The organism is Pelagimonas sp. (assembly GCF_050633425.1).
Taxonomy (GTDB): Bacteria; Pseudomonadota; Alphaproteobacteria; order Rhodobacterales; family Rhodobacteraceae; genus Pelagimonas.
The window spans coordinates 18,535-45,519 of sequence record NZ_JBOEGM010000019.1; the positions used below are offsets into that span (position 1 = coordinate 18,535).

Consider the following 26,985-nt stretch of genomic DNA (forward strand, 5'->3'; position numbering starts at 1 on the left):
TCATATCACCGGTAACTCGGGGGCCGCCCGTGTCGATAACAGCTCCGGGCCATCGGCTCGGATCACGATGTTTTCCTCGTGAACCATAATGCGCCCGTCGCCATAGCTTAGCGATGGCTCCAGCGTGAGCACCATGTTTTCCAACAGGATCGTGTCGTCAAACGCGGCATGCGACGGCCATTCGGTTAGCTGCATCCCGAGCCCATGACCAAGGCGCCCTACGTCTCCGCCACTGTCATCCATTTCGCTGATAACCTTGGACATCGCATGGAACAGGTCGCGACATGTGGCGCCGGGGCGGGCGGTTTCGAGGCCAGCCTGCGTCGCCCGCCAAAGCACATCATAGGCCCGGCGCGACGGATCATCCGCCCGGCCAATGGCATAGTTCCGATCAAAATCGCAAAAATACCCATCCCATGTGGCCCCGGTGTCGAGCATGACAATATCACCGTCCTGCAAAGGCGTCGGCGTCGGTGGTGAAATCACATCAACATACCCGCCCTGCGCCGCACCGCCGACCAGATAAGGCACATCATCCGCACCTTGGGACAAGGCTTCGCGGCGAAAGGCCCGGAACAGATCGTCAAAGGGCAGACCGGCATGAGCGAGGCGCGGCAAAGCATCAAAACTGCGCGATCCGATTGCGCAGATATGGGCGAGCTTGTCGATTTCGGCCGGCGATTTGACCATGCGCAAGCGACGGATCAGCCCGGTGGCATCGGCAATCTGAAGTCCGGGAAGGGCCGCACGCAACCTTTCGTAATCTCCCAGCGGCATGCGCAGGGTGGTCTCGGGGCCCTTGAGCATACCTATTGTGCCACCGATTTGGGACAGCGGCGTCAGAAGATCGCGCAACAGGCTGATGCCATCATCCTCAGGGGCCGGGGCGCTCCAGGTGCGGATGTCTTCAATCCAGGTGCTGCGCATCAAGGCGGCCCCGATTTCCGGGATCACTGCAATCGGTTTGCCACTGACCGGAACAAAGAGAAACCACGGACGGGTTGGGCTTTGCCAAAACAGGGTGTGAAAGCCGGTGAAATAGCGGATTTCGGCCTCGGTCATAAGCAGGAGACCGCTGAGACCCTGATCAGCCATTTGGGTTTGGGCGGCCCCCAGCCGCGTGACGAATTCGATCTCAGGAAAACCGCGCGGCGGGGTTTCAGACATGATCCGCCCCTGTCATGATGGCCGCGAAAATATCGGGATCGGTGACGCCTTCGGAGCCAATGACTAAAACACGGGATGTGTCGCTCAGGCCCAGCTTTTCGGATAGATCGGCATCTTGGCGGGCCACGATGAGCGCTGCGAGACCGGCCACCGCGCTTTCCCCGGCTTCGACAACCGGGTCGCCAAAGGGGGGCGTGGCCAAGAGGCGGACGGTTGGGGCGACGGTGCCGTCAGGGATGGTGACAAAATCGGTGGCCTCTTGCGAGAGGATCGACCAAGCCATTTCAGACGGTTCACCACAAGACAGGCCGGCCATGATGGTTTCCTCGGCGATGTTGACCGTGGTCGCGGTGCCAGCGCGCGCGCTTTCAAACAGACAAGCGGCGCGGTCGGGTTCGACAATGACGACACGCGGGGAGGTGGCACCATAAAACTGGCGCAACCCCGCAGCCACGGCAGCGGCAAGTCCCCCGACCCCGCCTTGCAAAAACACATGGGTCGGCGGCTGATCCAAGCTGTCGCAAATCTCGGACGTCATGGTGCCATAGCCAGCCATCACATCGCGCGGAGGATCGCTATAGCCGGGCCAAGACGTGTCGGACACCACAAACCAGCCATTTGCATCGGCTTCCTGTTTGGCGAGATGAACCGATGCGTCATAATCGCCTTCAATGCGGATCACATCGGCGCCAAGGGCCTGCATGGCTTGGGCGCGGCCTTCGCTGACTTCGGCGTGAATGTAAATCCGGCACGGCGCGCCAACCCGCTGACATCCCCACGCCAAGGAGCGACCATGATTTCCATCGGTCGCCGATACCAAGGTGATTTTGGCACAGGCATCCCGATAACGCCCTTCGCGAATGTCAGACAGAGTGACAGCTTGACCGGTTTGGGCGGCAACCTGGCGCTGCAACACCCGCATCGCCGCATAGGATCCGCCAAGCGCCTTGAAGCTGCCAAGACCAAAACGCGGACCTTCGTGTTTATAGGCGATTTGATCGACATTCAGTTGCGCGGCAAGGCCGGACAGCATCACCAAAGGGGTCGGGGCATAGCCGTCCCAAGCCGTGATCTCGGCCCGAGCGGTCGCAAAATCATCAGCAGACAGCACCTCATACGCCGCTTTGGCCAGATTTTTCGTCTGGTTTTCAGCGTGGGTTGCATGCTGGGTCGTGGCAGTGGCAAAGGCAGTGAACATCGGGAATCCTTGGCATTGGTTTTGACCACGGTAACGCAAGATTTGCGGCGGGTTTCGCCAAAATTGCCGCAAACCGGGTGGAAAAAGATTGCCAAGCCTTCAAATTGCGATGATTTTCCGCTCATGGATGACAAAGACCTCGAAATTCTCAAACAGGTGCAGGGCGATGCCCGATTGACGGCGGATGCGATGAGCCAAGATCTCGGCCTGTCGCCCCCGGCCGTGCAAAAACGGCTGAAGAAGCTGCGCGACACCGGCGTGATTGAACGTGACATTGCGGTGCTATCGCCGGGCAAACTCGGTCGGGATATGACCATCATTGTTGAGGTCATTCTGGAACGTGAAAGCCGTGCGCACCTAGAAGAATTCAAACGCAAAATGCGCAACGCGCCCTGTGTGCAACAGTGCTATTACACCACCGGAGAAGCGGATTTTTTGATGATCCTGACGGTGACCGATATTAAGGAGTATGAAGCATTTACAGAGCGGTACTTCTTTGATGAATCCAATATCAGCCGGTTTAATACATCGGTTGTCATGGACCGGGTCAAAGTATCTTTGGACGTTTTATGACTGATCTCTCCGACTTTCTGGCCCCGCCGGTCATCCGTCGCATCGAAACCGGCATCATGGTCACAAGCACCTATACTGCGGCTGCGTTTTCCACTGAGATGTTTGAGCAGTTTGGCATTGAGCGCCCGGACCGGCTTTGCCGCGCGGTGGACAAGCGTCTGGCTGAGTTCCTAGCCGGACGGCTTGTCGCGCAGATCGCGCAAAAGGCTTTGGGGCGAGAACCGCAAGAGATCGGGATTGCTCAAAGCCGGGCGCCGGTCTGGCCTTCCGGATTGGCCGGATCAATCAGCCATGCCCGAAGTTTTTGTGCCTGCTATGTGGTGCCGAAGTCCGCAGGGCATCCGGGCATTGATATTGAGGCCATTGCCTCAGGAAATGCACTGAAATCTATCCAGCAAATGGTGCTTGGGGCGGCGGACCACACGCAACTGGAGAAGAGCGATCTGTTCCCGGACATTGCTGGAACTCTTGGCTTTTCGGCCAAGGAAACGCTGTTCAAGGCGCTGTTTCCAACTGTGCAGCATCATTTTGGGTTTGCCTGTGCAGAGCTACGTGAGCCGCCCAAAAATGGGGTGATCCGGCTCTATCTGACGCAAGACTTGCATCGGGATCTCCCTGCAGGGGCCGGGTTTGATATTCACTATGAGATTGGCCCCAAAGCCGTGCTGACATGGATGTTGCACACATCAAGCAGCACGGCTTTGGGCGCGATTTAGGCACCGATTACGCGAGGGACGGCAACCAAAGCACGATGGATGGGAAGGCAATCAGCAAAGCGATTGTCGCCGCATCCGCGAGGAAAAAGGGTGTCACACCTTTGAAAACATCCTGCACGCTCAGATCATCGCGCACCCCAGCAACCACAAAACAGTTGAGACCGATGGGGGGGGTGATCAGGCAGAACTCGGCCATTTTGACCACCAAAATCCCGAACCAGATCGCACACATGGGCCCCGACATGCCGAATGCGCTGTCGGCTGCGGCCACGGCTTCGCCGCCGTTCAGGGCCATGACCGCCGGGTAGACAACCGGGAGCGTCAGGAGCAGCATTCCGATGGCGTCCATGAACATGCCGAGCACCGCATAGGCGAGCAGGATACAGATCAGGATCAGCATGGGCGAGTATTCAAGGCCAGTGATCCAGTCAGAAAACGCCGCTGGCAGTTGGGCAAAACCAAGGAAGCGCACATAGATCAACACGCCCCAGATGATGGTAAAGATCATCACGCTAAGCTTGGCGGTTTCGAGCAGCGCGTCTTTGAATTCTGACCAACGCATGCCCTGGTACAGCGCCATGAGGAACACAACAAAGGCCCCGATTGCGCCACCTTCGGTCGGCGTCCCCCATGCGTCGCCGCCAAACGGGTTGTAGACGAACAGGATGATGGTGAAGACGACGATGACGATGGGCAGCGCCGGGGGGAGTGCCTCAAAACGTTGTTTCCAAGTGAAGCCTTTGACGGGGGGGCCAAAGTCTTTGATGACCAATGCCATGCCGACGATCAACCCGCCGTAGATCACCGCAGAGAAGGCACCGGGGATGAAGCCCGCCAGAAGGAGCTTGCCGACGTCTTGTTCAACGATGATCGCATAGATCACGAGGATCGCCGAAGGTGGAATAAGCGAGGCCAAAGTACCGCCCGCCGCAACAACACCGGCGGCAAAGCGCTTGTCATAGCCGATTTTGAGCATTTCCGGAATTGCGATGCGGGCAAAGACCGCCGAAGTGGCAACCGACGCGCCGGACACCGCCGCAAACCCCGCCGTTGCAAAGACGGTTGAGACAGCAAGGCCGCCCGGCACCCAAGCCAGCCAGCGTTTTGCGGCCTCAAACAGGGCTTTGGTGAGACCGGCGTAGTAGGCGAGATAGCCGATCAGGATGAAGGTCGGGATAAGGCTCAGCGCTTGGGATGAAATTTTGGAATGAGGCACCTGCCCTGCGGTTTTCACCGCGATGGTCACGGCTTTGGTAAAACGGTCAGGGTCATAGCCGAATTTGGCCCAGAAGATCCAAACAAGACCAATCAATCCGGCGGCGGCGGCAGCAAAAGCCACGCGCATACCCAAGACCACCAAGAGCAGCATGCCGCCTGACACAATCAAGCCAATATCAATAGGTTCCATGTCAGCAGTCCTTAATTATCATGGCCCGAGACATGCTCGGCTTCCATGGCGGCTTGGGTTGCGGCATCGGCAACCAATGGCACGGCGACGGGTTTGACGGCGTTGCTGAGAATAGCGCGGCCATAGGCCCAGAGTTGCAGGCAAAGGCGCAGACACAGCACGCTAAACGCCACGGGCGCAAGCAATTTGGCAGGCCACAGCGGCAGGGAAATATCCATGGAGCTGTCGCGGCTCCACATCGGGGCAGAGAAATCAAAGCTGCGATCAAAATGCGCCCACGACCCCCAAACGAGCAGAACCATGACCAGCAGGATCACCGCCGTGGTGATGAACTCGACGATATAGAGGCTTCGGCCGCGCAGGGCACCGACCAGCATATCCATGCGAATATGACCGCCATCTCGTTGGGCGAAAGCGATACCCATAAAGGCAATCAGCGGCATGGCTTGTTCGATCCAGTCAACATAACCGGGAAGCGGTTGGTTGATGAGATTACGCCCACCGACGGAAAACACCGCCATCACCATAAGCGAAAACACCGCAAGGCCACTGACAAGGGCAAGCACGCTTTCAAGGCGATACAGAGACTGATCGAGCTTGCTCAACCGGCTGTCATCGGACAGCACAAGGGAAGACCCGGCCATGGCTGGTTCTCCTGCATTTGAAATTTCGGGAAGAGGGAAATCTGCGCCCCCGGATGATCCAAGGGCGCAGGGGTCAGGCTTATTTTGCCTCGGCAATCATGCCGGTGACCAGATCATAGAGTTCTTGCGCAGGCAGACCGCGTGCGGTGTTGTCTTCGATCCAAGCCGCGGCGGCAGGTGCAGCAGCAGCGTCCTTGAAGGCTGCCAGTTCATCGTCGGTGAAGGTGACCGACGTGATGCCGCGCTCTTCCAGAGCGGGGCCCCAGGCATCCATGGTTTTGGTCTCATAAGACGTGATGTAGTGCTCAAGCGCCTCGTCGACCGAGCCAAGCAACGCATCGCGGTGTTCATCCGACAGATCGGCCAGCGCGTCATTGTTCACAACAACCGGGCAGTTCACGGTGCCGGGGTTGAGGTTGGTGGTCCACCATGTACCATTTTCGACGGTGCCAAAGGACATGTGGGCATGGGGGGCAAAGCTCACCGCTTTGACAATACCGCTATCCATGGCCTGACGCACTTCCGAGGCCGACATAGATGTTGGCACGGCGCCGATGGTTTCCATGGCTTTGCCGATGCCGCCGGTGGCGCGCACGCTCAGGCCTGCGAAATCCGCCAATGTTGACGGCGCATCGCCCACACCAACCAAGTTGTACTGAGGCAGCGGCGATGGCATCAAAAGGGTGGCTTCCCAACGGCCCAGGTCTTCGATGACGGCGGGGTGCTGATACACGGCCATCGACAGCTCGACCTCTTGGCGCAGCGATGTCACGCCCAGGAAAGGCAATTCGAGAACGGTGATCGATGGGTTTTTGTCGCGGTGATACCCAGCGCAGAACTGAGCCATTTCGAACGCACCAATTGAGATGCCATCAAGGTTCTCTTTGTTTTTGGACAAACCGCCATAAGAGATGTTCAGCGTGAATTCACCGTTGGTCTTTTCGTTGACCAGCTCGGCCAGCTTTTCGACATGCTCGGTGAAAGCGCGGCGTTTGCCCCACAGGGAAACGTTCCATTCTGTGGCCATCGCTTCGGTGGCAAAGGCAAGGGTCAGGGCGGCGACGGCCGTCCGGGTCATAAGGGTGCGCATGTGTGGCTCCTCCCAGATACATACGTTGATGATGCGCCAGAGCATCGTGGATGTTGCGAGCCTTGCCTATGAAGGAAAATGCGCATCGTTTACCCCCTGCCCTGCGGATTTCCGCAGAGCTGCGCGGGCCCCCAAAGCCCGGCCAGTCTGAGCCTCAGGGGCGGTGGTCTTCAGGATTGGTTAGGAGTGATCCGGTATTACACTTGGACAGGAACATGTTTTGAGCTTCGCCAGTCAGGCAACCTTCCTGTGGGCAAAGGAAGCAGAGAGTGAAACAACTAGGGCCGCACGACCTATATGCCATTTTGGATGCTGTGGGCATGGCGGTTATCGTCCTAGAGGTCGGCGACGATGGGATTCCCCGGTATATCGCCATGAACAAACGGTCGCGTGAGGTCACCAAACTGCCGCGCGACAGCTGGTTTGGCAAAACAGCCCTGGAAATATTTGGCGGCACGACGGGTGAAACCGGGTTTGCATTGCACATGGAGGCGGTGAAGGCCAAACAGGCAACGACTTATGAGGTTGATTTGCCGTCAATTCACAAGACACGGCATCTTCGCACAACGCTGACTCCGATCTTTGATGCAGATGGCACATTGACCCATTTGGTGGGGTCGTCAAAGGACGAGACGTCGGAACGCGAACGCGATGCGGCCTTGGAGCTGACCAGAATTGCCAAGGAACAAGCCGAGGAAGCGGGGCAAGCCAAGGAGAAATTTCTTGCCAATATGAGCCATGAAATTCGGACTCCGATGAATGGCATTCTTGGGATTTGCGAGCTGTTGCGCGAGACAGAGTTGACCGAAGAACAGACCTTGTTTGCGAATACAATTTTCAATTCAACCAACGCTTTGCTTGAGGTGGTCAACGAAGTTTTGGACTTTTCGAAGATTACCGCCGACAAGGTGTCAGTGAGTTACAAGCCGTTTTCACTGCGTGATCTGGTGGAGGAAATCGCGGTCCTCTTGTCGTGTAAGACATCTTACAAGGGGGTGGGTTTTCTGGTCGATTACCCGGCAAGCGCCCCATCTGAGTTTATCGGCGACGCCAGCAAAATCCGTCAGGTCTTGTTGAATTTGCTGGGCAACGCGATCAAGTTCACGGAGCAGGGGCATGTTTCGATCTCGGTCGCTTTTGAGGAGAGTGTCTCTGGCGGGCAGGTGCAGTTTGAAATCTCAGATACGGGCTGTGGCATCGCGCCGGATCAGATTGACCTCATTTTCGCAGCCTTTGAACAGGCCGACGGCCCGCTATCGGCCCGTGCTGAGGGCACGGGTCTTGGCTTGGCAATCTCACAGGCATTTGTTGAGCGGATGGGCGGGGAAATTTCTGTTCGCTCGGAGCCGGATAAAGGCACAACATTTACCGTTCGCCTGGACCTTGCGCCGCAAACGGCCATGGTCGGACAACCCAAATCAACCGTTCAGAACAACACAAAGATCGGGGTTCCGCCCGTTCTAAGTGACCCCCAATTGGCGCGCACCCAAGGGCTGAAAATTCTTGTGGCCGAGGACAACAAGACCAACCAGTTGGTGATCGAGAAAATGCTGCAAAAGACCGGAGCGAAGTTGTGTTTTGCTGAGAATGGGTGCCGTGCCGTTGAGGCCTACCAGAACGCAGAATACGACTTGGTCTTAATGGACCTGTCCATGCCGATCATGGGCGGCATTGAAGCAGCGCAACTGATCAGGCGCTTTGAGCAAGACACCGGGCGGCGAAAATGCCGGATTTTGGCGGTGACGGCAAACACACAGAAAAGCGACGAAAAGGCGTGCAAAGCGGTAGGCATGGACGGGTTTCTCACAAAACCGTTTCGAAAAAGCGCGCTTTGGGCCGAGCTCGAACATTTTATGTGAGTGCGTCGTTTCATTTGACCCTGCCTGCGAACCAAGTTGGCTTGGCTCTACGAACGTCGTTTTCACGCGGTTGACATGGCCCCCGTCACATCAAAGCATCTTTATCCAGCCCCAGCTTGACGATCTTTTCGTTCAAGGTGCGCCGCCCGATGCCAAGCGCTTCGGCGGCGGCATCCATACGACCTTGGTGGGCGCGGATGGCTTTGGCTATCAGCTCACGTTCGAAACTGGCGACGGCTTCGCGCAGGGTGTCGGGTACGTCGTCAAAGAGGCTGTCATTTTGCAAGGCCTGTACCATCGACCCACCGCCGCGCCGGGCCGCCAAGATGCGTCGTTCACAGACGTTGCGCAGCTCACGGACATTTCCGGGCCAGTCATGCGCGAGCAAAGCGGCCAGATCGTCCTGGCTCAATTCCGGCATGGCGATTTCGTAGATGCGGGCGTATTCGGCCAAAAAATGCGTACTGAGCAGGGTCAGGTCATCGCGGCGTTGCCGAAGCGGCGGCAAGGTGAGCACAATCGTGTTGATGCGAAACAAAAGATCTTGGCGCAATCTGCCATCCGACACCGCCAGCGCGACCTCTTCGTTGGTGGCCGACACCACCCGCAACGTGACCGGAACCGGCTGGGTTGCGCCAACGGGCAACACGGTTTTGTCCTCAAGTACCCGCAGCAATTTGGCCTGCACCGGCAAGGGACAGGAACAGATTTCGTCCAAAAACAAGGTTCCACCGGATGCCGCGACCAAGCGGCCTTGGGTCTGGCCCGAGACGCCAAACATCTCGGCTTCAAAGGTATCAGGCGACAACACCGCACAGTTCAGCGCGAGAAAAGGCGCGTCAGGGTCGGAACCCAGATCATGCAAGGCGCGGGCGACCAGCTCTTTGCCGGTGCCGGTTTCGCCCGAGATCAGAACCGGCACGCCGGTCTCAGCAAGGTCAAGGATGTCCCGGCGTAGATCGGCAACGATGTCAGTTTGCCCCAACAGAACCCGATCAAGCCCAGAGAGCTGATAGAGCCGTTGCCGCAAGCGGACATTGCTCACACGCATCCGCGATTGCTGGGCGGCATGGGTCAAAACCGTCAACAGGCGGCGCGGTTCATAGGGCTTTTCGATAAAACTATATGCGCCATCCTGAATGGCCTGCACTGCCATCGGAATATCGCCATGCGCTGAGATAAGCACAACGGGGGGGGCTTGGGATGTGTCGAGGCTGGCCAAAAGCTCAAGACCGGACATGCCCGGCATGCGCACGTCAGAGAGGATGACATCAGCGTGGAAATGCCCAAGGGTTTCGGCGACAAGGGCAGCGCGCGGCAAGGCTTGGACGTGCCAGCCCGAGGCCTCCAGCAGGTCGACCAATGACAGGCGCATAGATTTGTCATCGTCGACAACCAAGACCTTGAAGGCAGTTTGGGGGCTCATGATGTTTCGCTTTCGTCGGGCGGCTTGGGAAAGGTGACACGGAAAATGGCCCCGCCGTCGGGATGATTTTGAGCGGTCATGGTGCCGCCGTGATCTTTGACAATGCTGGCGGAAATAGCGAGGCCAAGCCCCATACCGCGCCCGCTTTCGCGTGTGGTCACAAAGGGTTCCTGCAGCTCTTCCAAGGTTGATTTACCAAGGCCGTGGCCATTGTCGCGCAGATCAAACCAAACATCCGATTGGCCTGTTCCAATTTGGATCGTGAGTGTCGGGGGGGCGGCATCTTCGGCCGCGTCCAGCGCATTGCGCAGCAGGTTTGTCAGCACCTGTTCGATCCTCAAACGGCTGCCGCGTGTCAAAACCGGTTCGTCGGGCTCAGTGACGTGAACCTGCGCGCCCATTGCAACGACATTCGGATCAACCAGCGCCAAGGCGGCCCGACAGGCATCGCGCAGATCAAGGTCTTTGAACGCATCGCTATCAGATCTGGAGAAGAACTTTAACTGGCGGGTGATGCCTTCCATCCGATCCACCAAACCGGTGATCTTGCCCAATAGTTTCGGCGAACCCTGCCCACCGATTTCGGCGGCAACCAAATGGTTGCGCATGGCCGCGATCGGCTGACCAAGCTCATGGGTGACGGAGGCCGACAATTGCCCCAGAGCCGCCAACCGGCTCGCGCGTTCAAGCTCTCCTTGGGTCCGTTTCAAACGACGTTCCGCCGTAGTCCGGTCTTGGATTTCAACCGCCAAGCGTTCATTGGCACGCCGCAGTTCGGCTTCCTCTTGCTCAGAGCGCTTCAACGCAGCCCCGACCCGGCGTGCCCGTTGAATTTGCGTCACGATCAACGCCAGACCCGCCGCGAAAATCACAATCGCGGTGACAAGCCAGCTGCGTGTGAGCGCCCGATCATCACTTGCAAAATAATGCAATTGCCAGCCGTGCTGTAACGCATGTGTAGACAGGTGAATCCGACGATCGGCCCCTATACGCGCTCTGGAATTCGCCTCGGCTGACCAATCCAAAACATCCAAGGTTTGCCCTGGAAATTGACGGGCCTCGGTGATCCGATCCCGCTGCGCCGCGCTCAGCGGGGCCAACACCCGATAGCGCCAAGCGGGATCAGATGCCAGCAAAACAACCCCGTCTTCGTTGGCCAAAAACACCTGTTCCCCAGAGTTGCGCCAACTGTCCTCCAAATCCGAAAAGTCAATCTTGATCGCAATAACACCGACAGGGTCGAGCCCGCTTTGAACAAGATCAGCGATGAAGTATCCGGGCAGGCCCGTGGTTGTGCCAATGGCATAAAACCGCCCCTGTTGCCCGTCTAACGCGTCGCGGAAATAGGGCCGGAACGCATAGCTTTGACCGATAAAACTTGACGGGCTTTGAAAGTTTGACGCGGCAATCGCCACACCATCGGTCGCCATCAAATAGATTGCCCCAAGCCCCGCCTGGCGTGAGAAATCATGGAAACGTTGATTGAGTTCCCCCGTTGATCCCCCTTGGGCCGTTGCGCGCACATGGCTGTCGCGGGCCAACACATAGGTCAGGTGAGAAAACCGATCAATTTCTGCCGAAACCGAGCTTTGATACAGCGATAATCGCCCTTGCGCCTTGGACAGCTCTTCGGATTGAAAATACCCGTACGAGACCCGAAACACCAAGGTCGCCACAACGAGTGTCGCTAAGATTGGTAAGAGGTAAGACAGCGGGCGCATGGCTTGGAATTGACCCGAATTCGCATAAAAGGCAAGCAAATCTCTGTTGTTCGGAGCTTCCGTTAAAGGTTCAGTAATTTGTTTACCAATTTCACTTAGACGTGAACGCTAAGCTGACATTTGCCAGTTTGGTTGTGTTAGATTATGTTTTGTTACTCGAGGTTGAGGAACTATGCACCGTCAAACGCCAAGGACCGATATTGATAGTAGTGTGTGTAAAAGGCAGACCGGTATGATTGCCCCTCCGACCGATAACGAGTCTGAACGGCTCGAATATCTAGAATGGCTACAGCTTGTCCGCTCGCCTCGGACACCGGAATTCGATGCCATTGTCGCCTTGGCAGCTGACATTCTGGACTGCCCGATTGCGCTGGTTTCTATTGTCGGAGAGACGGAACAATGGTTCAAGGCCAAACACGGGCTTGAGGCCGATGCCACGTCACGCGATGTCTCCTTTTGTGCCCATACAATTCACGGCGACGATGTTTTCATTGTCGAGGATGCGCATTTAGACGACCGGTTTCGGGATAACCCGCTGGTGACAGGCGATCCGAATATTCGCTTTTATGCAGGCTATCCATTGTCCACCGATGGCTCGACAAAGCTTGGGTCTTTTTGCGTTATTGATCGCAAACCGCGGGTTTTGACGGAAAAACAAAAAGAGCGTGTCAAACTTCTGGGCATCGCAGTAGAAGGGCTTTTGCGGACGTTCGAAAGCGAACGCATGGCCATCGATACGGCCAAATCTGTGAATGACAAGGCCAAGATCGCCCAACGAACAGCGACGTTGCTCGACCGTATAACAGCAGTATCGGGTGTTGGTGGCTGGCAACTGCGGCTCGACACTCAAGAGCTTTTCTGGACCGATCAAACCAAACGCATTCACGACGTCCCTCCAGATTATGTACCCGACCTCGAAACGGCATTGAGTTTTTACACCCCTGAAGCCGGAGACATCGTTTCCGCCGTCGTCGGTGATGCTATCGAGAACCAGACGAACTGGGATATCGAAGCCGAAATGATCACCGCCAAAGGGCGGCAGATCTGGGTGCATACAGTTGGGGAACCGATTTTCGAAGACAATAACATGGTCGGCTTAATCGGAACATTTCGAGACATCACCGAGCAAAAAGAGTTTGAGCTCAAGCTCAAGGAGTCTGAGGCTTTCTCTAAGAAAACAAGCGCCGAATTGCGCACCATTCTAGATCGGATGGAGCAAGGGGTTTCTGTTTTTGACAGCGATGCGCGGCTGACGACTTGGAATCAGAACTACATCGACATTTTCGACAAACCTGAGGGTGAGATCCGCGCTGGTGTGACGTTGCAAGAGCTTCTTGAAGCCGAAGAGTCGCGCGGTGATTTCAAACCCGACGTGCATGAGCACCTTGAGCGCTTGTATTCCCAACTCGCCAAAGGGGAGCCAGTTTCAGTAGAATTTACTCTGAGCTCGGGCCGAATTGTTGCAACCACACATGCGCCAATGCCGGACGGGGGATGGGTTGGGACGCATACGGATATCACTGAGAAGGCAACCGCCGTGGAAAAAGTGCGCCATGCCTCGTTGCATGATGCCCTGACCGGCCTGCCCAACCGGATGAAGCTTGAGGAAGAGTTCGAGGCCTGGGCCAAAAACGCTCGGGGCGAAGAGATCGCCTTGGTGATGTTGGACCTCAATGAATTCAAATCGGTCAACGACACCTTTGGGCATCATGTTGGTGACAAACTGCTGCAACAGGTCTCTCGGCGCCTCAAGGCATCGGTGCGATCTGGCGATTTGGTGGCCCGTTTAGGCGGGGATGAATTTGCTATTCTGCTGAAATGCTCCGAAGATAATGCGGTTGTCGTGCTCGAACGGCTGGGGACAGTTGTGGTTGAGACATTGACCACACCCTTTGCGGTAGAAGGGCGGAGTTTGAAGATCGGATGCAGTGTTGGCATTTCATTGGCCAATGGTCCAACCCCTGACTATGAAACGCAGATGCAACAGTCAGACGCTGCGATGTATCGCATCAAGCGATCTGGTCAGAGCGGATATGGCTTTTACCTCCACGAGCAGTGCGTCCCAAACTAGGCCATTGCGCGCCGCGGCGTTTTACAGGAACCAACAACTGCAGGCACTTCCAGATCAGTGGTAAGCGGCTAGGCTCGAACAGGTTAAGCCGCCTTTGGACTAAACCGCGCGGTTTGAGGATCCATTTGGTACACCCCGCTAAAGGCATGCGGATCGCGGGCCAATTGATCGACCGCAGCAATGAGCGTATCGGCTTTGATATCCGTCATCAGCGGTGAGAAGCCAAGCCGGGTCCAACCCGGTTTTTCAACTTCATGCCCCGCCAAAATCTCTGCGCGCAATTGCTCTGATTGCACCGCTTGAATACCAAGCAACCGGTGCGCATATGGTCCGGCGCAGGCACAGCCGCCGCGGGCCTGAATGCCAAAGACATCTGAAAGCATCCGCGTCACCAATTGCTGATGCACCATCGCGCCATCACGATCCTGCACCTGAAACGAAAAAATCGGCAGAGACGGCGCGTTCGGATGACCGATGAGGCGTAAACCGGGGGTTTTCTGCCAAACCTTCAAAGCACGCGCGCGCAGAGTGTCTAGCCGCTCGGTGATGAACTCTTGGCCAATGGCGTCTTTGACCAGAAACGCCAAGGCGGCGCGAATATCGCCAATCACATTTGGTGTGCCAGCCTCTTCGCGCGTGGCAAGATCGCCGGAATAATCATGCGCCCAAGGCGATACAAAGGCGACGGTGCCGCCCCCTGGCAGGCTCGGCCTTTGTGTGCGCACCGCGTCTTTGCGCAGGATCATCACACCCGACGCGCCCGGACCACCGATAAATTTGTGAGGCGACGTGACAATCGCATCAGCATGACGCATGCGCATTGGCATATATGGGCCGCCGCCCGCGTAATCCCAAACCGCCAGCGCCCCAAAGGCTTTGAGTTTGCTCGTCACCGCCTCCACATCGGTCATGACGCCGGTCACGTTGGACGCCGCAGAGAAACTACCAATGATGTGCTGGCCTTGGTGCTGTTCAAGCGTGGCCTGCAAACACACCAAATCCGGGCCGCCGTTCTCGGCTTCGGGAATTTCGATCACTTTCGCGCCGCTTTCACGCCAGGGCAGAATGTTGGAGTGATGTTCATAGGGGCCGATAATGACCACTGTTTCGGGGCCCGCCGCCAACAGATGCACCAACCGATTGAGACCCGCCGTGGCCCCTGACCCCGCAAAAACCACCGCGTGCCGGTCATCCGCGCCGCACAGCTGGCCAATAATCTGACGCGCCTTTTCGCGCATCCGGGTCATTTGCTGCCCGCAAAAAGACGCTTCTGTATGGCTGTTGGCGTAAAAGGGAAGGACGTGGCGGGTCACAAAATCCTCAACTTGCACAAGAGCCCGCCCCGAGGCGACATAATCCGCATAGACAAGTGGTTTGGGCCCAAACGGGCCGGGTATTTCCATGCCTTCACCAATCAGACCAGCCCGCAAACGACCATGGCTGTCGCTGCCAGTCAGTTGACGTTGAAATGCGCCAAAGGGCTGTTTTGGGTCAAGTGATAGGGGCATGTCGGGTCTCCTGCGTTGCGCTAGGAGAGTTATGACCCTATTGTGAGGGTAATACTTCACCAATATCTGCGCGATTAAGGGGCAAGTCCTATCAAATGATCGACCATACCCTAGATTCTGTGGACAAAGCCATCTTGCGCGCCCTGCAGGGGGATGCCTCCCTGTCTCAGCGTGATTTGGCCGAGAAAGTTGGGCTTTCGCAAAATTCCTGTTGGCGACGCTTGACCAAACTGCGCCAAAGCGGGGTGATCACCGGCCAGACCATTCGGCTTGATCCCATGTCCGTGGGGCTGGGTCTGACGGTGTTTGTCATGCTGCGCACACGGCATCATTCCGCAGATTGGCTCAATGGATTTCGCAAATCGGTTTTGGCGATTGAAAACGTCATCGACTTCTTTCGTATCGCCGGGGATTACGACTATATGCTCAAAATCGTCGCTCAGGACATGAATGATTTTGACCGCATTTATCAGAGGCTTATTCGTGATTTTGAGCTAGAGGCCGTGACATCCTATATCACCATGGAAGCCATCGCGGATGGGCGCGACTTGCCAACTTAACGGGCGGATGTGAGCGCAGCAATGCGCGCGGGCAAATCACAACGTGCATGTAAGAAATCAATGATGATGATTTGCTCGGACGCTTCAAGGTAGACAATAAAATGCCGCCCGGCACGCACAAACCGAAGCCCATTGCTTTGGCCGCGTTCCGGTTTTGCCCTTGGTCCAACCAAAACGGAACAATCTTGGCCCAGAACCTCCCCTGACGCGATGCGGTCGCACCGCTCAATCAAGTCAATTTCATAGGCTTTCGCCTGTCGCGGACCAAAGGTGTCTAAGGTCCAGACCGCGATCTCAACCAAACTGTCCTGAGCCTGTTTCGTCAGCCGCCAGGCCCGTGTCATTGCGGTGTCATTGCGGTTTGCGTGCCTTGGCCTGGGCAAAGGCCGCCCGGACCGCATCCGCACCTGATCCTTTGACCAAATCACCGCGCTCGGCTTGGGCCAACCCCTCCATCAGGCGGGTGCGGATATCGAGTGCGGCCTGTTCTTCACGTTCAAGCAAGCGCAACCCGGCCCGCAACGCTTCACTCGCGTTTTGATAGCGCCCACTGGCCACCAATTGATGCACCAGCTCTTCTTGTTGATCGGTCAATACGATGTTGCGCGTTGCCATCTGGGCCTCCGTTCTCTTGGCAATATATGCCAATTACTCCTCTGGTGCAAATTTTCAGGCTGGACAACAGGCGAAAGGCACGGCACCCCTGTGATAGCGATAACGGATGCATTTGAGGGAGAGAGAAATGCGGCAGACTTGGCGATGGTTCGGACCGGCGGACATCATTGAAATGTCCGCGCTGCCGCAAGTCGGCGTCGAAGGCGTCGTGTCTGCCCTTCATCATATTGCGCCCGGTCAGGTTTGGAGCGGTGAGGAAATCAAACTCCGCCAACAGCAAATTGCCCACCCCACAAGCGGTGCAACCGGGATCAATTGGGAGGTGGTCGAGAGCCTGCCTGTCTCTGAGACGATCAAAATCAAGGGGCCTGATTACCGCGCCCATATCAACGCTTATCGGCAAAGCATGCGCAATTTGGCCGCCTGCGGGCTTGAGGTAATATGCTATAATTTCATGCCGGTGCTCGATTGGACCCGCACCGATTTATCGGCGAAAATGCCCCACGGTGGCACCGCGATGTATTTTGATGTCGTGGATTTTGCTGCGTTTGATTTGTTCATTCTACAGCGCCCGGCAGCCATGGCCGAATTTGGCGCAGACACCATTGAGGCCGCGCGCACGCGGTTTGACGTCATGAATGATGCGCAGAAAAAGACACTTCAGAACAACATTGTAGCAGGGCTTCCCGGTGCCAATGACAATTGGAGTCTGGAAGATGTGCGCGGCCATTTGGCGAGCTATGATGCGATCTCAGCACAGCAGCTTCGCGCCAACTTGGTGGATTTCTTGTCCGAAGTCACACCACTTGCCGAGGAGCTTGGTCTGCGGCTGTGTTGCCACCCCGATGATCCCCCCTTCCCGCTCTTGGGATTGCCACGCATCATGTCAAACGAAGCGGACTACACCGCGATCTGTGATGCGGTTGACAGTCAGGCCTCGGGCATCACGTTTTGCACCGGGTCGCTGGGCGTTGATCCGGCATTTGATCCGGTTGGCTTTGTCGAACGGCTTGGCGACCGCATCCATTTTGCCCATTTGCGCAATACCTCCCGACGTGCCCCTTTCGACAACGATAAATCCAGCTTCTTTGAAGATCTGCACCTGAATGGCGACACCGATATGGTGGCGACAATCCAGGCTTTGACGGCTGAAGAAAACAAACGCAAAACCCAAGGGCGGGGTGATTGGCAAATCCCGATGCGGCCCGACCATGGGCAGGATTTGCTCTTTGATCTGCAGCAAGGCGGGCAACCCGGTTATCCGCTTTTGGGGCGTATGCGAGGGCTGGCTGAATTGCGCGGTGTGATGGCGGCTTGCGGATCTTAGGCGCGCAGGATCAGCTCGGCCTTGGGGAATTGTGAGAGCACGCGCTGCGTCTCATCCGTCAGGCACAAAGCGGTTGAGAGGCCATCGGCCAACGCCGCGCTTGGCGCCGAGACAGAGACCAAGACCGGCTGACCGCCGTCTCCCTTTGGGTCCAGAATATGCGGTCCACCGGCCAGAACGGTGCCATGGGTCGCAGATGTTGCCAAGGCCCGATCACTGAGCTGAACGCGATGCAGAATTTGGCCATCAGGCGCGGCCACACCCAATTTCCAAGGCGTGCCATCGGGCCGGTTGCCCAGACCCATCACTTCGCCCATATCAACCAGCACATCGCTCAAACCATGCCCCCGCAATAGCGCGGCGATTTTATCGGTGATGTAGCCTTGGGCGATGCCATTAAACGTAAGCGACTGACCGCGCCCCACCGTGATGCGGCTGCTCTCAAAATGAACGTTGTGCCACCCAACCAATGCCATCGCGGCCTCAAGATCACCACCTGTCGCCTTGGCATGCCAGAGGGACTGGATGCTCGGATCAAAACGGCCTTTTGTGGCGACATTCAAGCGGTTTGACAGGCTGAGAACCTGCAAGAAATCGAAGGACGGCCCCGCCAAGGTCCCGTCTTGGTTCAAGCGAGACAGCTCACTTTGCGGGTCGTAGAGGCTAAACACAGCCTCAAGTCGCAGAATTTCGGCCTCAACCTGTGCAAATATCTCGGCGGCGGCATCCCCGCCCAGTCCGACCAATTGCATGGACGCCCCAGCTCCAAGCGCACGCCCCGTCCATCGCGCCACGGGTGTGCGGGCCGAAACCGGACAAGCCGCGACAGCACCACCAGCGGCGGCAATGGTCAAGAAACGACGACGCGTTAAAACGGTCATGATGGGGTCTCCAACACTTGGGCCAAATTGACGGCACCAAGGGCGGCATCGTCGGGAATTTCGGACATTGGCAGGACCTGCCCACCATATTTTGTAGAGAATGCATCGGCACCTTCATAGTTGCCAAAAGGTACGATTTCAGGCGCGCCCATGCCGCCCCGCACCGGTGCTCCGACAACATATTGCGCCCCATCAGCGGCGATCCAATTGGCGGTGCCGGGGTGTTCCCAACTGGGGGCCGCGTTCATGTCGCTGACATAAACTGCCAAAATTTTGGCGTCTCGTTCGGGGCTTTTGAGATAGGCAACCATATCGCGAACCTGCGCAAAAAAGATCGGGGTCGGATAGCCTTCGAGATGAATTTGCGCCTTGGGGCCACCGTGATCCGAGATGTTCATCTGGCAAAAGTAACTGAGCGCCTCCGCCGTCATATCAACAGGCGGTGGGGGGGCCTTGGCCTCGTCCTCTTGGCAGGCGCTCAGGGTGAGGGCGATCAGCGCAAGTGTGATCAGTCTCATGGTTCGATCCTCCGAAAAGCCAGTCGGGCCGCACTAAAACCCAGAAATGGCCATGCCAATAAAGAGGCAGGCGCGGCCCAGATAGGAAGCGCTGCGGCGGCGCCGGTCATGCCGCTTGTCAGCGCAACGCCGTCAGAACCGGCAATATTCCAGACCCGAAACGCGTCAGCGGGATTCGCGACCATCAACCAAGGAAAGATCGTTTGGGTGAAACGGCCACCATCATCCATCACCACCGCGCCCAACAAGCCAAGATCAAAGAGAACGACAAAAATGAGCCAGAGCCCCGCGCTCATCCCCGCTGCAGCGGTTGAAGAACTGGCGAGGGAAGACACCAGATACCCAAGGGTGACAAAGACCGCGCCCAAGACAATTGAGGTGGCGATGAGACGGGCAAGCGCCAAGAGGCTTTCGGCCCCTGCCCCGCCAGACCATGCCGCAACCGCTCCCGCAGACCCAAAGCCAATGATCATCGCGATGGCCAGCGCGCCAAGGTGGGCGATGAATTTGCCCAGCAACACCTCGCCCCGGCTGGCGGGATACGAGAGCAGCAAAGCCAGCGAGCCACGATCGGCATCCCCAGCGATGGCATCAAACGAGATCATCAGCGCCAAAAGCGGAGCGAGATAAACGCTTAGCGTGGTCATGGATGCCACCGAGACCGTCAGCATATCTACGCCCAGCGATCCTGTTGGGGCAGACCCTGCAAACGTCAGGGCAAGCGCAAAGAGCACCATGATCACCGTGGCAACCACGAGCCATAAGTTGCGCTGAAGAATTCGCATTTCACAGGCGGCGATAGCGAGAGAGCGGGTCATTGCACATCCTCCGAAATCGGATTTTTGGCAAAATGCCGGTAAAGGTCTTCAAGTTTGGGCGGGGTGATTTCAAGATCAGCCACCGCCTCGCCCAGATCGGTGATGCGACGGAGTTGCGCCATTTTGTCGTCCGGCGTGCAATGCAATTCGACCGAGGCCCCATTGATCCGCCGCCCGCCGATTTGCGCCGCAATGGCATCGGCATTGTCCGTTGCACGAACGCGCAGGCGGATCGGCAATCCGGCCCGGCGCGACAATCCTGTCAGGGTGTCGTCCGCGACCAGCACGCCTTGATTCATGATCGCAATCCGGTCAGTGCGGGCCTCGACCTCGGTCAGCGCGTGCGACGCAATCAATACGGCCGTCCCCTGCCCCGCCAACTGGTCGATGATGGCATAGAGATCTTGGCGCGAAATTGGGTCAAGGCCGCTGGTTGGTTCATCCAACAGGGCAACGGCCGGCTTTCCAAGCAAGACCTGCGCCAAGCCCAACCGTTGCCGCATCCCTTTGGAATAGGTGCCAATGCGGCGGTCCAAAGCGTCGGACAGGCCGACCCGGTCCAACAAGCCCACAACGTCGGCCTTGGCCCCGTCTAATTTGGCAAACAGGGTGAGTTGTTCGCGCCCCGTCAACGCCGGATGGAACGAAACGGCCTCGGGCAAATAGGCGGTGGCGCGGCGGGCTTGGGCGCTGCCGGGGGTGGCCCCGTTAATGAAAACCGTACCGCCGTCGATGGGAGTTAGACCCAAAACAGCCTTGATCAGGGTCGATTTTCCAGCGCCGTTATGGCCGAGCAGCGCCACGCGCTCTCCCGGTTGCACAAGCAGCGACACGTCTGACAAAACGCGGGTCTTGCCGCGGGCTTTGCAGGCATTGGAAATCTTCAAAACGTCAGCCGTCATGGGGCACCTTTCGGTAAGCGTCGGGTTTGACGGGTTTCATAACCGGGAAGCTGTCGACCACCCCGCCGGGCAAAAGCGCGGGAAAGGCAGATTGCGACCAGCGGACAAGTTGAACCGCAGGCGACCCGAGAAGCAATTTGGCACCCGGCTGTGTCCAAAGCACGTGATCCATGCTGTCGTTGGGGCGGTAGGGTTGATCGCCGATACCGTCACCATCAACGTCAAAGCTGGCATTGTCCGACCAGTAGTTGCCGCGCCCATCCTCGGACCATTCATGCCAATCGGTTGAGACCAGTTTGACCTGTGTCCGGTTTCCGACAAAAGCGTTGCCGAGGATCCGATTGTCCTGTGATCCGGCGGTAAAATGGATGCCAATCCCGCAGCCTTCGAACCAGTTATCGGCAAAGGTATTGCGGTTGGAATTATACAGGAACGAACATTTTTCCTTGGCGCCGCGCACATAGTTGCCGCGAATTTCGGATTTATTCGCGTAGTTCATCATCACCCCATGTTCCCGGTCGTCAATCGAGACATTGCCAATGACCTTGACGTTGGTGGTGAACATCACCGCATAGCCCAGATCGTTGCCGATCGAGACATTGTTGGCGACGATGGAGTTGTCGGCATACATATAGTGAACTGCAAAGCGCAGATCGCGGAACAGGTTGTTGGTAAAGGTGTTTTTCTTGGAGGAGTTCACAAAAATCCCGTCTCGCCCCCATCGAATATCATTGTTGTCGACAATGGCACCGGGGGAGTTCCAGACGTAAACGCCATTGCCGCGACTGTTCATATGACGGTCTTGGCGCCCTTCAATACGGTTGCCCTGCACCAGCGCGTCTTTGGCGCCGTGAATGTCAATTCCGTAGAGATTACCCAACACCACGTTATTCAGGATTTGCGGGGCATAGGCGGTTTTCTTGAGCTGAATGCCGCTGTCGATGGTGTCATGGCTGCTGCCTGACCCTTGCACAGTAACGTTTTGCACGGTCACGCCATCACCGGTCACGGTGATCACGCTGCCGGTGCCGCCCGCGTCGATCACCGCATGGCCCATGCCATCCAAAATCATTGGCCGATCCAACACCACATTTTCAAAATAGGTGCCGGGGCTCAGGCGAAGAGTGTCTCCATCCGCCGCCTGCGCCAATACTGTTGCAATGGCCCCTGCCCCATTTGGGACATCCCAAACCTTAGCCGCACCAGGGGCCGCGACCAAAATCAGGCTTATACAAAGAGTCAGGAGCCAGCGCATCTCTTAGGCCTCGCGGGGTTTCACGAACATACGGCCGCGCATTTCCATGTGCAGCGCATGGCAGAACCACTGGCAATAGAACCAGTGAACACCGGGACGTTCGGCCACAAAGGTGACCGATGCGGTTGCCTGAGGTCCGACTTCCATGGCGACACCAAAGTTGGCCATACAGAACCCGTGGGTTACGTCGTCAACGTCATCGAGGTTGGTGACATAGACGGTGACTTCGTCGCCTTGGTTGACCTCAAATTTCTCCCACGAAAAGACCGGCGCAACCGATGTCATATAGACACGCACTTTGGTTGGATCTTCCTTGTCGCGGATGATTTCTTCGGCCCCATCTTCCAGATCAATACCGTCGGCGGCGGCCTGAACACGGGCGTCTTCCCACATTGGATCGTTGCGATCCCAAACATCAACCGGGGTCACCTTGGAGCGATGAACAACGATGCTGTCATGGGGTTCGGCAAAGGTTGGGCCGTCATGAACCACCTTCATCTTGTCACCGGAAATGTCGATCAACTGTTCGTTTTCCGGCTTGAGCGGACCCACATTCAAGAAGCGATCTTTCGAGAACTTGTTCATCGAAATCAGCCACTTGCCATCTGCTTCGGCGGTTTCACCCATCGAGGTCGAGTTGTGGCCGGGCTGGTAATGCACATCGACCTTGTCTTTGATCGGGTCAACATCGGAACCGCCATAAGAGGCAATCGCGTCTTGGATGTTCCACTTCACAACCTGGCTGTCGAGGAAGAGCGTGGTGTAGGCATTGCCACGGCCATCAAAGGCGGTGTGGAGCGGGCCGAGACCCAGCTGAGGCTCTGCAACAACAGCGCTGCGTGGATCGGCGTCCGCATCAAACAAAGCGTCGAGCTTTTCCACGTCAATGACCGACACGGTTGGCGACAGTTTCCCGTTAATACAGATGTGACGCTTGTCTGGTGCGGCGTTCACACCATGAGGCGAGTTGGGGATCGGGATGTAGCGGGTCAGTTTGCCCGGCGCACCTTTGCGGCCGTCAACAACTTTGACGCCCTTAAGCTCTTGGTAATCGCCCGCTTGAATCGCGGCTTCGATCGCCTTGATGTTGAAAACAACAACGTGGTCAAGCTCAGCTTCGGTCATCTCGGCGAGGGTCATGCCCATTTCCGAGTTATACGAGGTCGAGAAAGCGTATTTGCCCTGATAATCACAATCGGTGTTGTCGAGGTTCCCCGACACGATCACCTGCCATGCAACTTCCATCTCGTCACCGTCGATGGCGGTGAAGATGTTCACATACTGCTCTGGCTCATCCAGAATGGTGCCATCATTGACCAGCGGCGCTTCGTGCTCACCATTTGCAAAGACATACCCGGTGCGTGGGAATTTCTGAGGGCGAAGGCCGTGGATGTCATGCGCGTTGGGGATCTCGATGATCTTGTCGCATTTCATCACGTCACAGCGCACACGCGCCACGCGGGTGTTGGCTTTGTCGTTCATGAACAGAAAACGGCCATCATAGGTGCCATCGGTGAACGACATATGCGGGTGGTGCAAATCGCCGTTGTCATAGGTGACCTTGCCATTGGCGGCGAGGAATTCCTTGGTTTCAGGCAGCAAGCCTTCGGTCAAAACCTTGAGCGATTCATTGGTCTGGCCCCAACCCGTGGCTGAGCAGCGGTTGAACACTGGAACACGCATCAATTCGCGCATGGACGGCATGCCCAGGATGCGCAATTCGCCGGTCTGACCCGAGGACCAGAAGCCGTAGTATTCATCCAGATCGCCGGGGGCAAGGTGCCAGCTTTGACCCGTTGCGGCCTGCGCTTCGCCAGCGCCCATCAGCGCGCCGCCGATGCCGGTTGCAGCGACAGCCGCGCCAGTTGCGGTTGCGCCCAAAAGGCCGCGACGTGTGACAGATAGTTTTTGCTCTGGCATTTTTTCAGTGGTTTCTTCGGACATTAGAGTTCCTCCTTCACGAAACAGGGGTGGGTTTGGCATTTGGGTGATTTGTCGGGGCATCTTTTGGGGAAACGGGGGCCTTGGGCCTTTCCAGATCCGCCGATCCGACCTTGGCCCGCCGTTTGACTTGGCGGATGACGACCGGGCATTTGGCGTCGGACTGATAGAGAACCTGACAATGCAGACAGTCGACGCATTCATTCGGATTGATTTCACCCGTCGGGTGAATCGCCTGCACCGGGCATTCATTGGCGCAGGTTTGACAGGGAGAGCCGCATTCTTTGTACCGGCGCAGCCAGTCAAACATGCGAATCCGGGCCGGGATCGCCAGCGCCGCACCAAGCGGGCACAGATAGCGGCAATAGAGCCGTTCGATAAACAGACCGGCCACCACCAGTGACAAGGCAAAGATGACAAACGGCCAGTCGCGGACAAATTTCAGGATGATCGCAGTTTTGAACGGCTCAATCTCGGCATAGGTTTCCGCCAGCGGGATCGACACCATCGACAGGCCAAACAGCCCAAGGAAGATCATGTACTTCACCGCCCAAAGCCGTTCATGCAGCCCCCATGGCAGGGTGATCTGAGGAACCTTGAAGGCGCGCGCGATCTTGTTGGTCAGTTCTTGAAGCGCACCGAATGGGCACAGCCAGCCACAATAGGCCCCCCTGCCCCAAAACAGCAGCGCCGCTGCGATGGAGAACCATTGGATAAACACCAGCGGGTCCATGAGAAATGCATCCCATGTGAAGCCGCCCTTGAGGCTTCCGGCCAGCGCCATCAGATTGACAACGGAGAGCTGCGCATTGGCATACCAGCCAATAAAGAACAGCGACATGGTCAGATACCCGATGCGGAACCAATAAAAGTTCCGCGCGTTCATAGTCGCTTGGAATTGGAAGAAAAACGTCGCCGTCAGCACGATCAGCATCACGCCCAACACGCCGATTTCGACAGTGCGGTCTTTCCAAATCCGCTGCCACAGGGCAGTTTTTGCAGCGGCTTCGGCCGTGGCGTCATCGACCACTTTGGCAGCCGCGGCTTTGGGCAACAAGAAGCGTTCCGGTAATTTATAGCCAAGGTCGAATGTCAAAAACACCCGTTCCAAGGCCCCAACAGAACGCTGTGCCAGCAATTGCATACGGAAGGGTTCGGTTGGATCAAACTCTGCATCCGCGGCGATTTTAAAGATGTCGAGTTCAACAAAAGAGGGGCTATCATCGGTCGCCAATTCGCCCAAACGACGCTGTTGTTTGTCAAAGAAGCGGACGGAATTATCGCCTTGGATCAGCTGAATCCGATCAAAGATGCCCCCACGGACATAGCCCGACCCTTTGAAACTGTAGAGACCGCGCCCCAACACCAGCAGCGCTTGTTCGCCCGGCTCTAGCCAATCGACCAGATTGGCATATTCCGCCTCGCCCAATAGGGTTTTCCCGATACTGGGAACCGAGACCAGCGCCATATGCATGTCGATATAGGTGTCGCCCGGCTCCCCCGCTTCGGGGCGTTTGGCGGCGCGCGGGTCATCCATCGCCTCAAAGGCTTGGTTGACTTGGCCGATGTCCAGCGTCATGCGCCGCACCGATCCATCGCCAGACAGGGTTGTCCAATCGGTCACATCTTCTTTGGCCATGTCGACGGCGCGGCGCGGCCCGTCGCGGGTAACAGGCGCAAGACCACCCAAACCAAGCGCGCGCGACACCTTGATACCACCGCGCACCAGACTGTCATCAATGACCATAATCGTCACTGTTGCGCCTGAAATGATGTCGAGATCGTGGGACTCACCGCCCGAGGCAGCCTCGGCCTTGAGGTCCAGCCCGGTATAGCCTTCGGTGAGTTTGACCATCTTGGAGTTGGGAATACCGATCAGGACAATGGGTTCGGAATGTTTGACCAATTTGACACCAGTCAAGACCGCGTCATTGTTGATCGCCGCGACCACATGGATCGGTTTGCCCGAATACCCGGTGGTGCCAACGAAATCTGAGGTCAGGAAAGCCCATGCGATGGTCTTGCCCGCTTTGAGGATTGGGGCGACCTTCACATCTTCACGGACCGGGCCAAAGGCGTCAGCACCAGGGGCCATGTCCGCCGGGTTCAGATCAGGCAAGAAGCTGTCTAAACTGTCTGCATGGGCCGGGGCGATCATCGCCATCAGGCAGATGAGGCTAACGATCAAGCCACGAACCAGACGTGAGAAGAATGCGCTTGTTACGGTCACAGCGCCTCTCCCTTTTTTAAAGGTGACACTGGGAACGCGCGGAATACGCAGTCCGATTTTGTTTTGTTCTCTGACGGGGGGGCCCGTGTGACGGGCCACAGAAACCGGTTTTCGGGTTTAGAACCCGGCCGCGTTTGATACCCCAAGTCAAGAACAGCATTAATAGGCGTGAGACCGCCCACAGCATCTTGGGATACCACCAGCAAGGAGGTGGCACACACAGTGCACGCGTCACAGTCCGGGCAGGGAAGCCCCGGATGATCTGGGCCATCAGACAGGTCAACCTCGACCATTGTGACGCCAAACTCTGAGCAAATTTCGATCCATTCCAAATTCGCGGCCTTGGCGAGATTGGGGGCAAAGAGCTGAAGAAACAGCGCAAAAACCGCAACAAGCGCCATACACCGGCGTAGCAACACCGACCGCACGGCTGTGCGGCGGATTGTCGGTGCAGTTGTGGGAATCGCGGCGGTCATTTGCGGGCCTAATGCTAAATCTTGACCCAATCGCTAACAGTCGGTGACGTTGAACTAATTGATAATCGTCAAGCCCTGCGT

General features: G+C 57.0%; 24 protein-coding genes. 6 read left to right on the forward strand and 18 right to left on the reverse strand.

Annotated features, from left to right (window positions below; all coding sequences use genetic code 11):
- Together ACRBB0_RS15460 and ACRBB0_RS15465 are read right to left on the reverse strand one after the other, a co-directional pair.
- Window positions 1-1,167 (reverse strand): M24 family metallopeptidase, encoded by a 1,167-nt coding sequence (locus ACRBB0_RS15460; RefSeq protein WP_431375346.1) that lies wholly within the window; start codon window positions 1,165-1,167, stop codon window positions 1-3.
- Entirely contained in the window at window positions 1,160-2,365 is a 1,206-nt protein-coding gene (locus tag ACRBB0_RS15465) for a diaminopropionate ammonia-lyase (protein ID WP_431375347.1), read from the reverse strand. The genes ACRBB0_RS15460 and ACRBB0_RS15465 overlap by 8 nt, the downstream gene beginning before the upstream one ends.
- A 123-nt stretch (window positions 2,366-2,488) precedes the next feature.
- Here ACRBB0_RS15465 and ACRBB0_RS15470 point away from each other — a divergent pair, with 123 nt between their 5' ends.
- Entirely contained in the window at window positions 2,489-2,938 is a 450-nt protein-coding gene (locus ACRBB0_RS15470) for an Lrp/AsnC family transcriptional regulator (RefSeq protein ID WP_431375348.1), read from the forward strand.
- Complete coding sequence (locus ACRBB0_RS15475; RefSeq protein WP_431375349.1) at window positions 2,935-3,654, forward strand: 4'-phosphopantetheinyl transferase family protein; 720 nt, start codon at window positions 2,935-2,937, stop codon at window positions 3,652-3,654. The genes ACRBB0_RS15470 and ACRBB0_RS15475 overlap by 4 nt, the downstream gene beginning before the upstream one ends.
- A gap of 7 nt (window positions 3,655-3,661) precedes the next feature.
- On the opposite strand, the gene ACRBB0_RS15480 is transcribed toward ACRBB0_RS15475, so the two are convergent.
- The 3 genes from ACRBB0_RS15480 to ACRBB0_RS15490 all read right to left on the reverse strand — a co-directional run bounded on the left by ACRBB0_RS15480 (window position 3,662) and on the right by ACRBB0_RS15490 (window position 6,796).
- A complete protein-coding gene (locus ACRBB0_RS15480) occupies window positions 3,662-5,062 on the reverse strand; it encodes a TRAP transporter large permease (protein ID WP_431375350.1) in 1,401 nt (466 codons plus the stop codon).
- 11 nt (window positions 5,063-5,073) lie between these two features.
- A complete protein-coding gene (locus ACRBB0_RS15485; protein ID WP_431375351.1) occupies window positions 5,074-5,706 on the reverse strand; it encodes a TRAP transporter small permease subunit in 633 nt (210 codons plus the stop codon).
- Between the two features lie 79 nt (window positions 5,707-5,785).
- The gene (locus ACRBB0_RS15490; RefSeq protein WP_431375352.1) at window positions 5,786-6,796 is read right to left on the reverse strand and encodes a C4-dicarboxylate ABC transporter substrate-binding protein; all 1,011 of its coding nucleotides are present in this window, start codon (window positions 6,794-6,796) and stop codon (window positions 5,786-5,788) included.
- A 269-nt stretch (window positions 6,797-7,065) separates the two neighbouring features.
- On the opposite strand from ACRBB0_RS15490, the gene ACRBB0_RS15495 reads away from it, so the two are divergent.
- Window positions 7,066-8,655, forward strand: a complete 1,590-nt coding sequence (locus tag ACRBB0_RS15495; RefSeq protein ID WP_431375353.1) for an ATP-binding protein — start codon at window positions 7,066-7,068, stop codon at window positions 8,653-8,655.
- Window positions 8,656-8,740: 85 nt separating this feature from the next.
- Here the strand turns inward: ACRBB0_RS15495 and ACRBB0_RS15500 are convergent, their stop codons facing one another.
- Entirely contained in the window at window positions 8,741-10,081 is a 1,341-nt protein-coding gene (locus ACRBB0_RS15500) for a sigma-54-dependent transcriptional regulator (protein WP_431375354.1), read from the reverse strand.
- Window positions 10,078-11,802 carry a sensor histidine kinase gene (locus tag ACRBB0_RS15505; protein WP_431375355.1) on the reverse strand — a complete coding sequence of 575 codons (1,725 nt, stop codon included), beginning with the start codon at window positions 11,800-11,802 and terminating at the stop codon, window positions 10,078-10,080. The genes ACRBB0_RS15500 and ACRBB0_RS15505 overlap by 4 nt, the downstream gene beginning before the upstream one ends.
- A 232-nt stretch (window positions 11,803-12,034) precedes the next feature.
- On the opposite strand from ACRBB0_RS15505, the gene ACRBB0_RS15510 reads away from it, so the two are divergent.
- Window positions 12,035-13,873, forward strand: a complete 1,839-nt coding sequence (locus ACRBB0_RS15510) for a diguanylate cyclase domain-containing protein (RefSeq protein WP_431375356.1) — start codon at window positions 12,035-12,037, stop codon at window positions 13,871-13,873.
- Window positions 13,874-13,956: 83 nt separating this feature from the next.
- Here ACRBB0_RS15510 and ACRBB0_RS15515 read toward each other — a convergent pair whose 3' ends face one another.
- Window positions 13,957-15,381, reverse strand: coding sequence for an aminotransferase class V-fold PLP-dependent enzyme (locus ACRBB0_RS15515; RefSeq protein WP_431375357.1), 1,425 nt, complete (start codon window positions 15,379-15,381; stop codon window positions 13,957-13,959).
- A 98-nt stretch (window positions 15,382-15,479) separates the two neighbouring features.
- Here ACRBB0_RS15515 and ACRBB0_RS15520 point away from each other — a divergent pair, with 98 nt between their 5' ends.
- Window positions 15,480-15,941 (forward strand): Lrp/AsnC family transcriptional regulator, encoded by a 462-nt coding sequence (locus ACRBB0_RS15520; RefSeq protein ID WP_431375396.1) that lies wholly within the window; start codon window positions 15,480-15,482, stop codon window positions 15,939-15,941.
- Here the strand turns inward: ACRBB0_RS15520 and ACRBB0_RS15525 are convergent.
- The gene (locus ACRBB0_RS15525; RefSeq protein ID WP_431375358.1) at window positions 15,938-16,285 is read right to left on the reverse strand and encodes a type II toxin-antitoxin system RelE/ParE family toxin; all 348 of its coding nucleotides are present in this window, start codon (window positions 16,283-16,285) and stop codon (window positions 15,938-15,940) included. The two genes, ACRBB0_RS15520 and ACRBB0_RS15525, sit on opposite strands and share 4 nt — an antisense overlap.
- Window positions 16,286-16,292: 7 nt before the next feature.
- The gene (locus ACRBB0_RS15530) at window positions 16,293-16,556 is read right to left on the reverse strand and encodes a type II toxin-antitoxin system ParD family antitoxin (protein WP_431375359.1); all 264 of its coding nucleotides are present in this window, start codon (window positions 16,554-16,556) and stop codon (window positions 16,293-16,295) included.
- A gap of 127 nt (window positions 16,557-16,683) precedes the next feature.
- Between ACRBB0_RS15530 and uxuA the strand changes: the two genes are divergently transcribed.
- On the forward strand, window positions 16,684-17,883 hold the full coding sequence (uxuA, locus tag ACRBB0_RS15535) for a mannonate dehydratase (protein ID WP_431375360.1): 1,200 nt from the start codon (window positions 16,684-16,686) through the stop codon (window positions 17,881-17,883).
- Here uxuA and ACRBB0_RS15540 read toward each other — a convergent pair.
- From ACRBB0_RS15540 to ACRBB0_RS15575, 8 genes are all read right to left on the reverse strand, one after another.
- Window positions 17,880-18,764, reverse strand: coding sequence for an FAD:protein FMN transferase (locus ACRBB0_RS15540; RefSeq protein ID WP_431375361.1), 885 nt, complete (start codon window positions 18,762-18,764; stop codon window positions 17,880-17,882). The two genes, uxuA and ACRBB0_RS15540, sit on opposite strands and share 4 nt — an antisense overlap.
- Window positions 18,761-19,282: a nitrous oxide reductase accessory protein NosL gene (locus ACRBB0_RS15545; RefSeq protein WP_431375362.1), complete on the reverse strand. Its 522-nt coding sequence runs from the start codon at window positions 19,280-19,282 to the stop codon at window positions 18,761-18,763. Before ACRBB0_RS15545 ends, ACRBB0_RS15540 begins: the two co-directional genes overlap by 4 nt.
- Entirely contained in the window at window positions 19,279-20,100 is an 822-nt protein-coding gene (locus ACRBB0_RS15550; protein WP_431375363.1) for an ABC transporter permease, read from the reverse strand. Before ACRBB0_RS15550 ends, ACRBB0_RS15545 begins: the two co-directional genes overlap by 4 nt.
- Window positions 20,097-21,002, reverse strand: a complete 906-nt coding sequence (locus ACRBB0_RS15555; RefSeq protein WP_431375364.1) for an ABC transporter ATP-binding protein — start codon at window positions 21,000-21,002, stop codon at window positions 20,097-20,099. The genes ACRBB0_RS15550 and ACRBB0_RS15555 overlap by 4 nt, the downstream gene beginning before the upstream one ends.
- Window positions 20,992-22,257 carry a nitrous oxide reductase family maturation protein NosD gene (locus tag ACRBB0_RS15560; RefSeq protein WP_431375365.1) on the reverse strand — a complete coding sequence of 422 codons (1,266 nt, stop codon included), beginning with the start codon at window positions 22,255-22,257 and terminating at the stop codon, window positions 20,992-20,994. Before ACRBB0_RS15560 ends, ACRBB0_RS15555 begins: the two co-directional genes overlap by 11 nt.
- 3 nt (window positions 22,258-22,260) lie before the next feature.
- Entirely contained in the window at window positions 22,261-24,201 is a 1,941-nt protein-coding gene (gene nosZ / locus ACRBB0_RS15565; protein ID WP_431375366.1) for a TAT-dependent nitrous-oxide reductase, read from the reverse strand.
- A gap of 13 nt (window positions 24,202-24,214) precedes the next feature.
- The gene (locus tag ACRBB0_RS15570) at window positions 24,215-26,362 is read right to left on the reverse strand and encodes a 4Fe-4S binding protein (protein WP_431375397.1); all 2,148 of its coding nucleotides are present in this window, start codon (window positions 26,360-26,362) and stop codon (window positions 24,215-24,217) included.
- Between the two features lie 62 nt (window positions 26,363-26,424).
- The gene (locus ACRBB0_RS15575) at window positions 26,425-26,904 is read right to left on the reverse strand and encodes a DUF2946 family protein (RefSeq protein ID WP_431375367.1); all 480 of its coding nucleotides are present in this window, start codon (window positions 26,902-26,904) and stop codon (window positions 26,425-26,427) included.
- Window positions 26,905-26,985 lie beyond the last annotated feature (81 nt).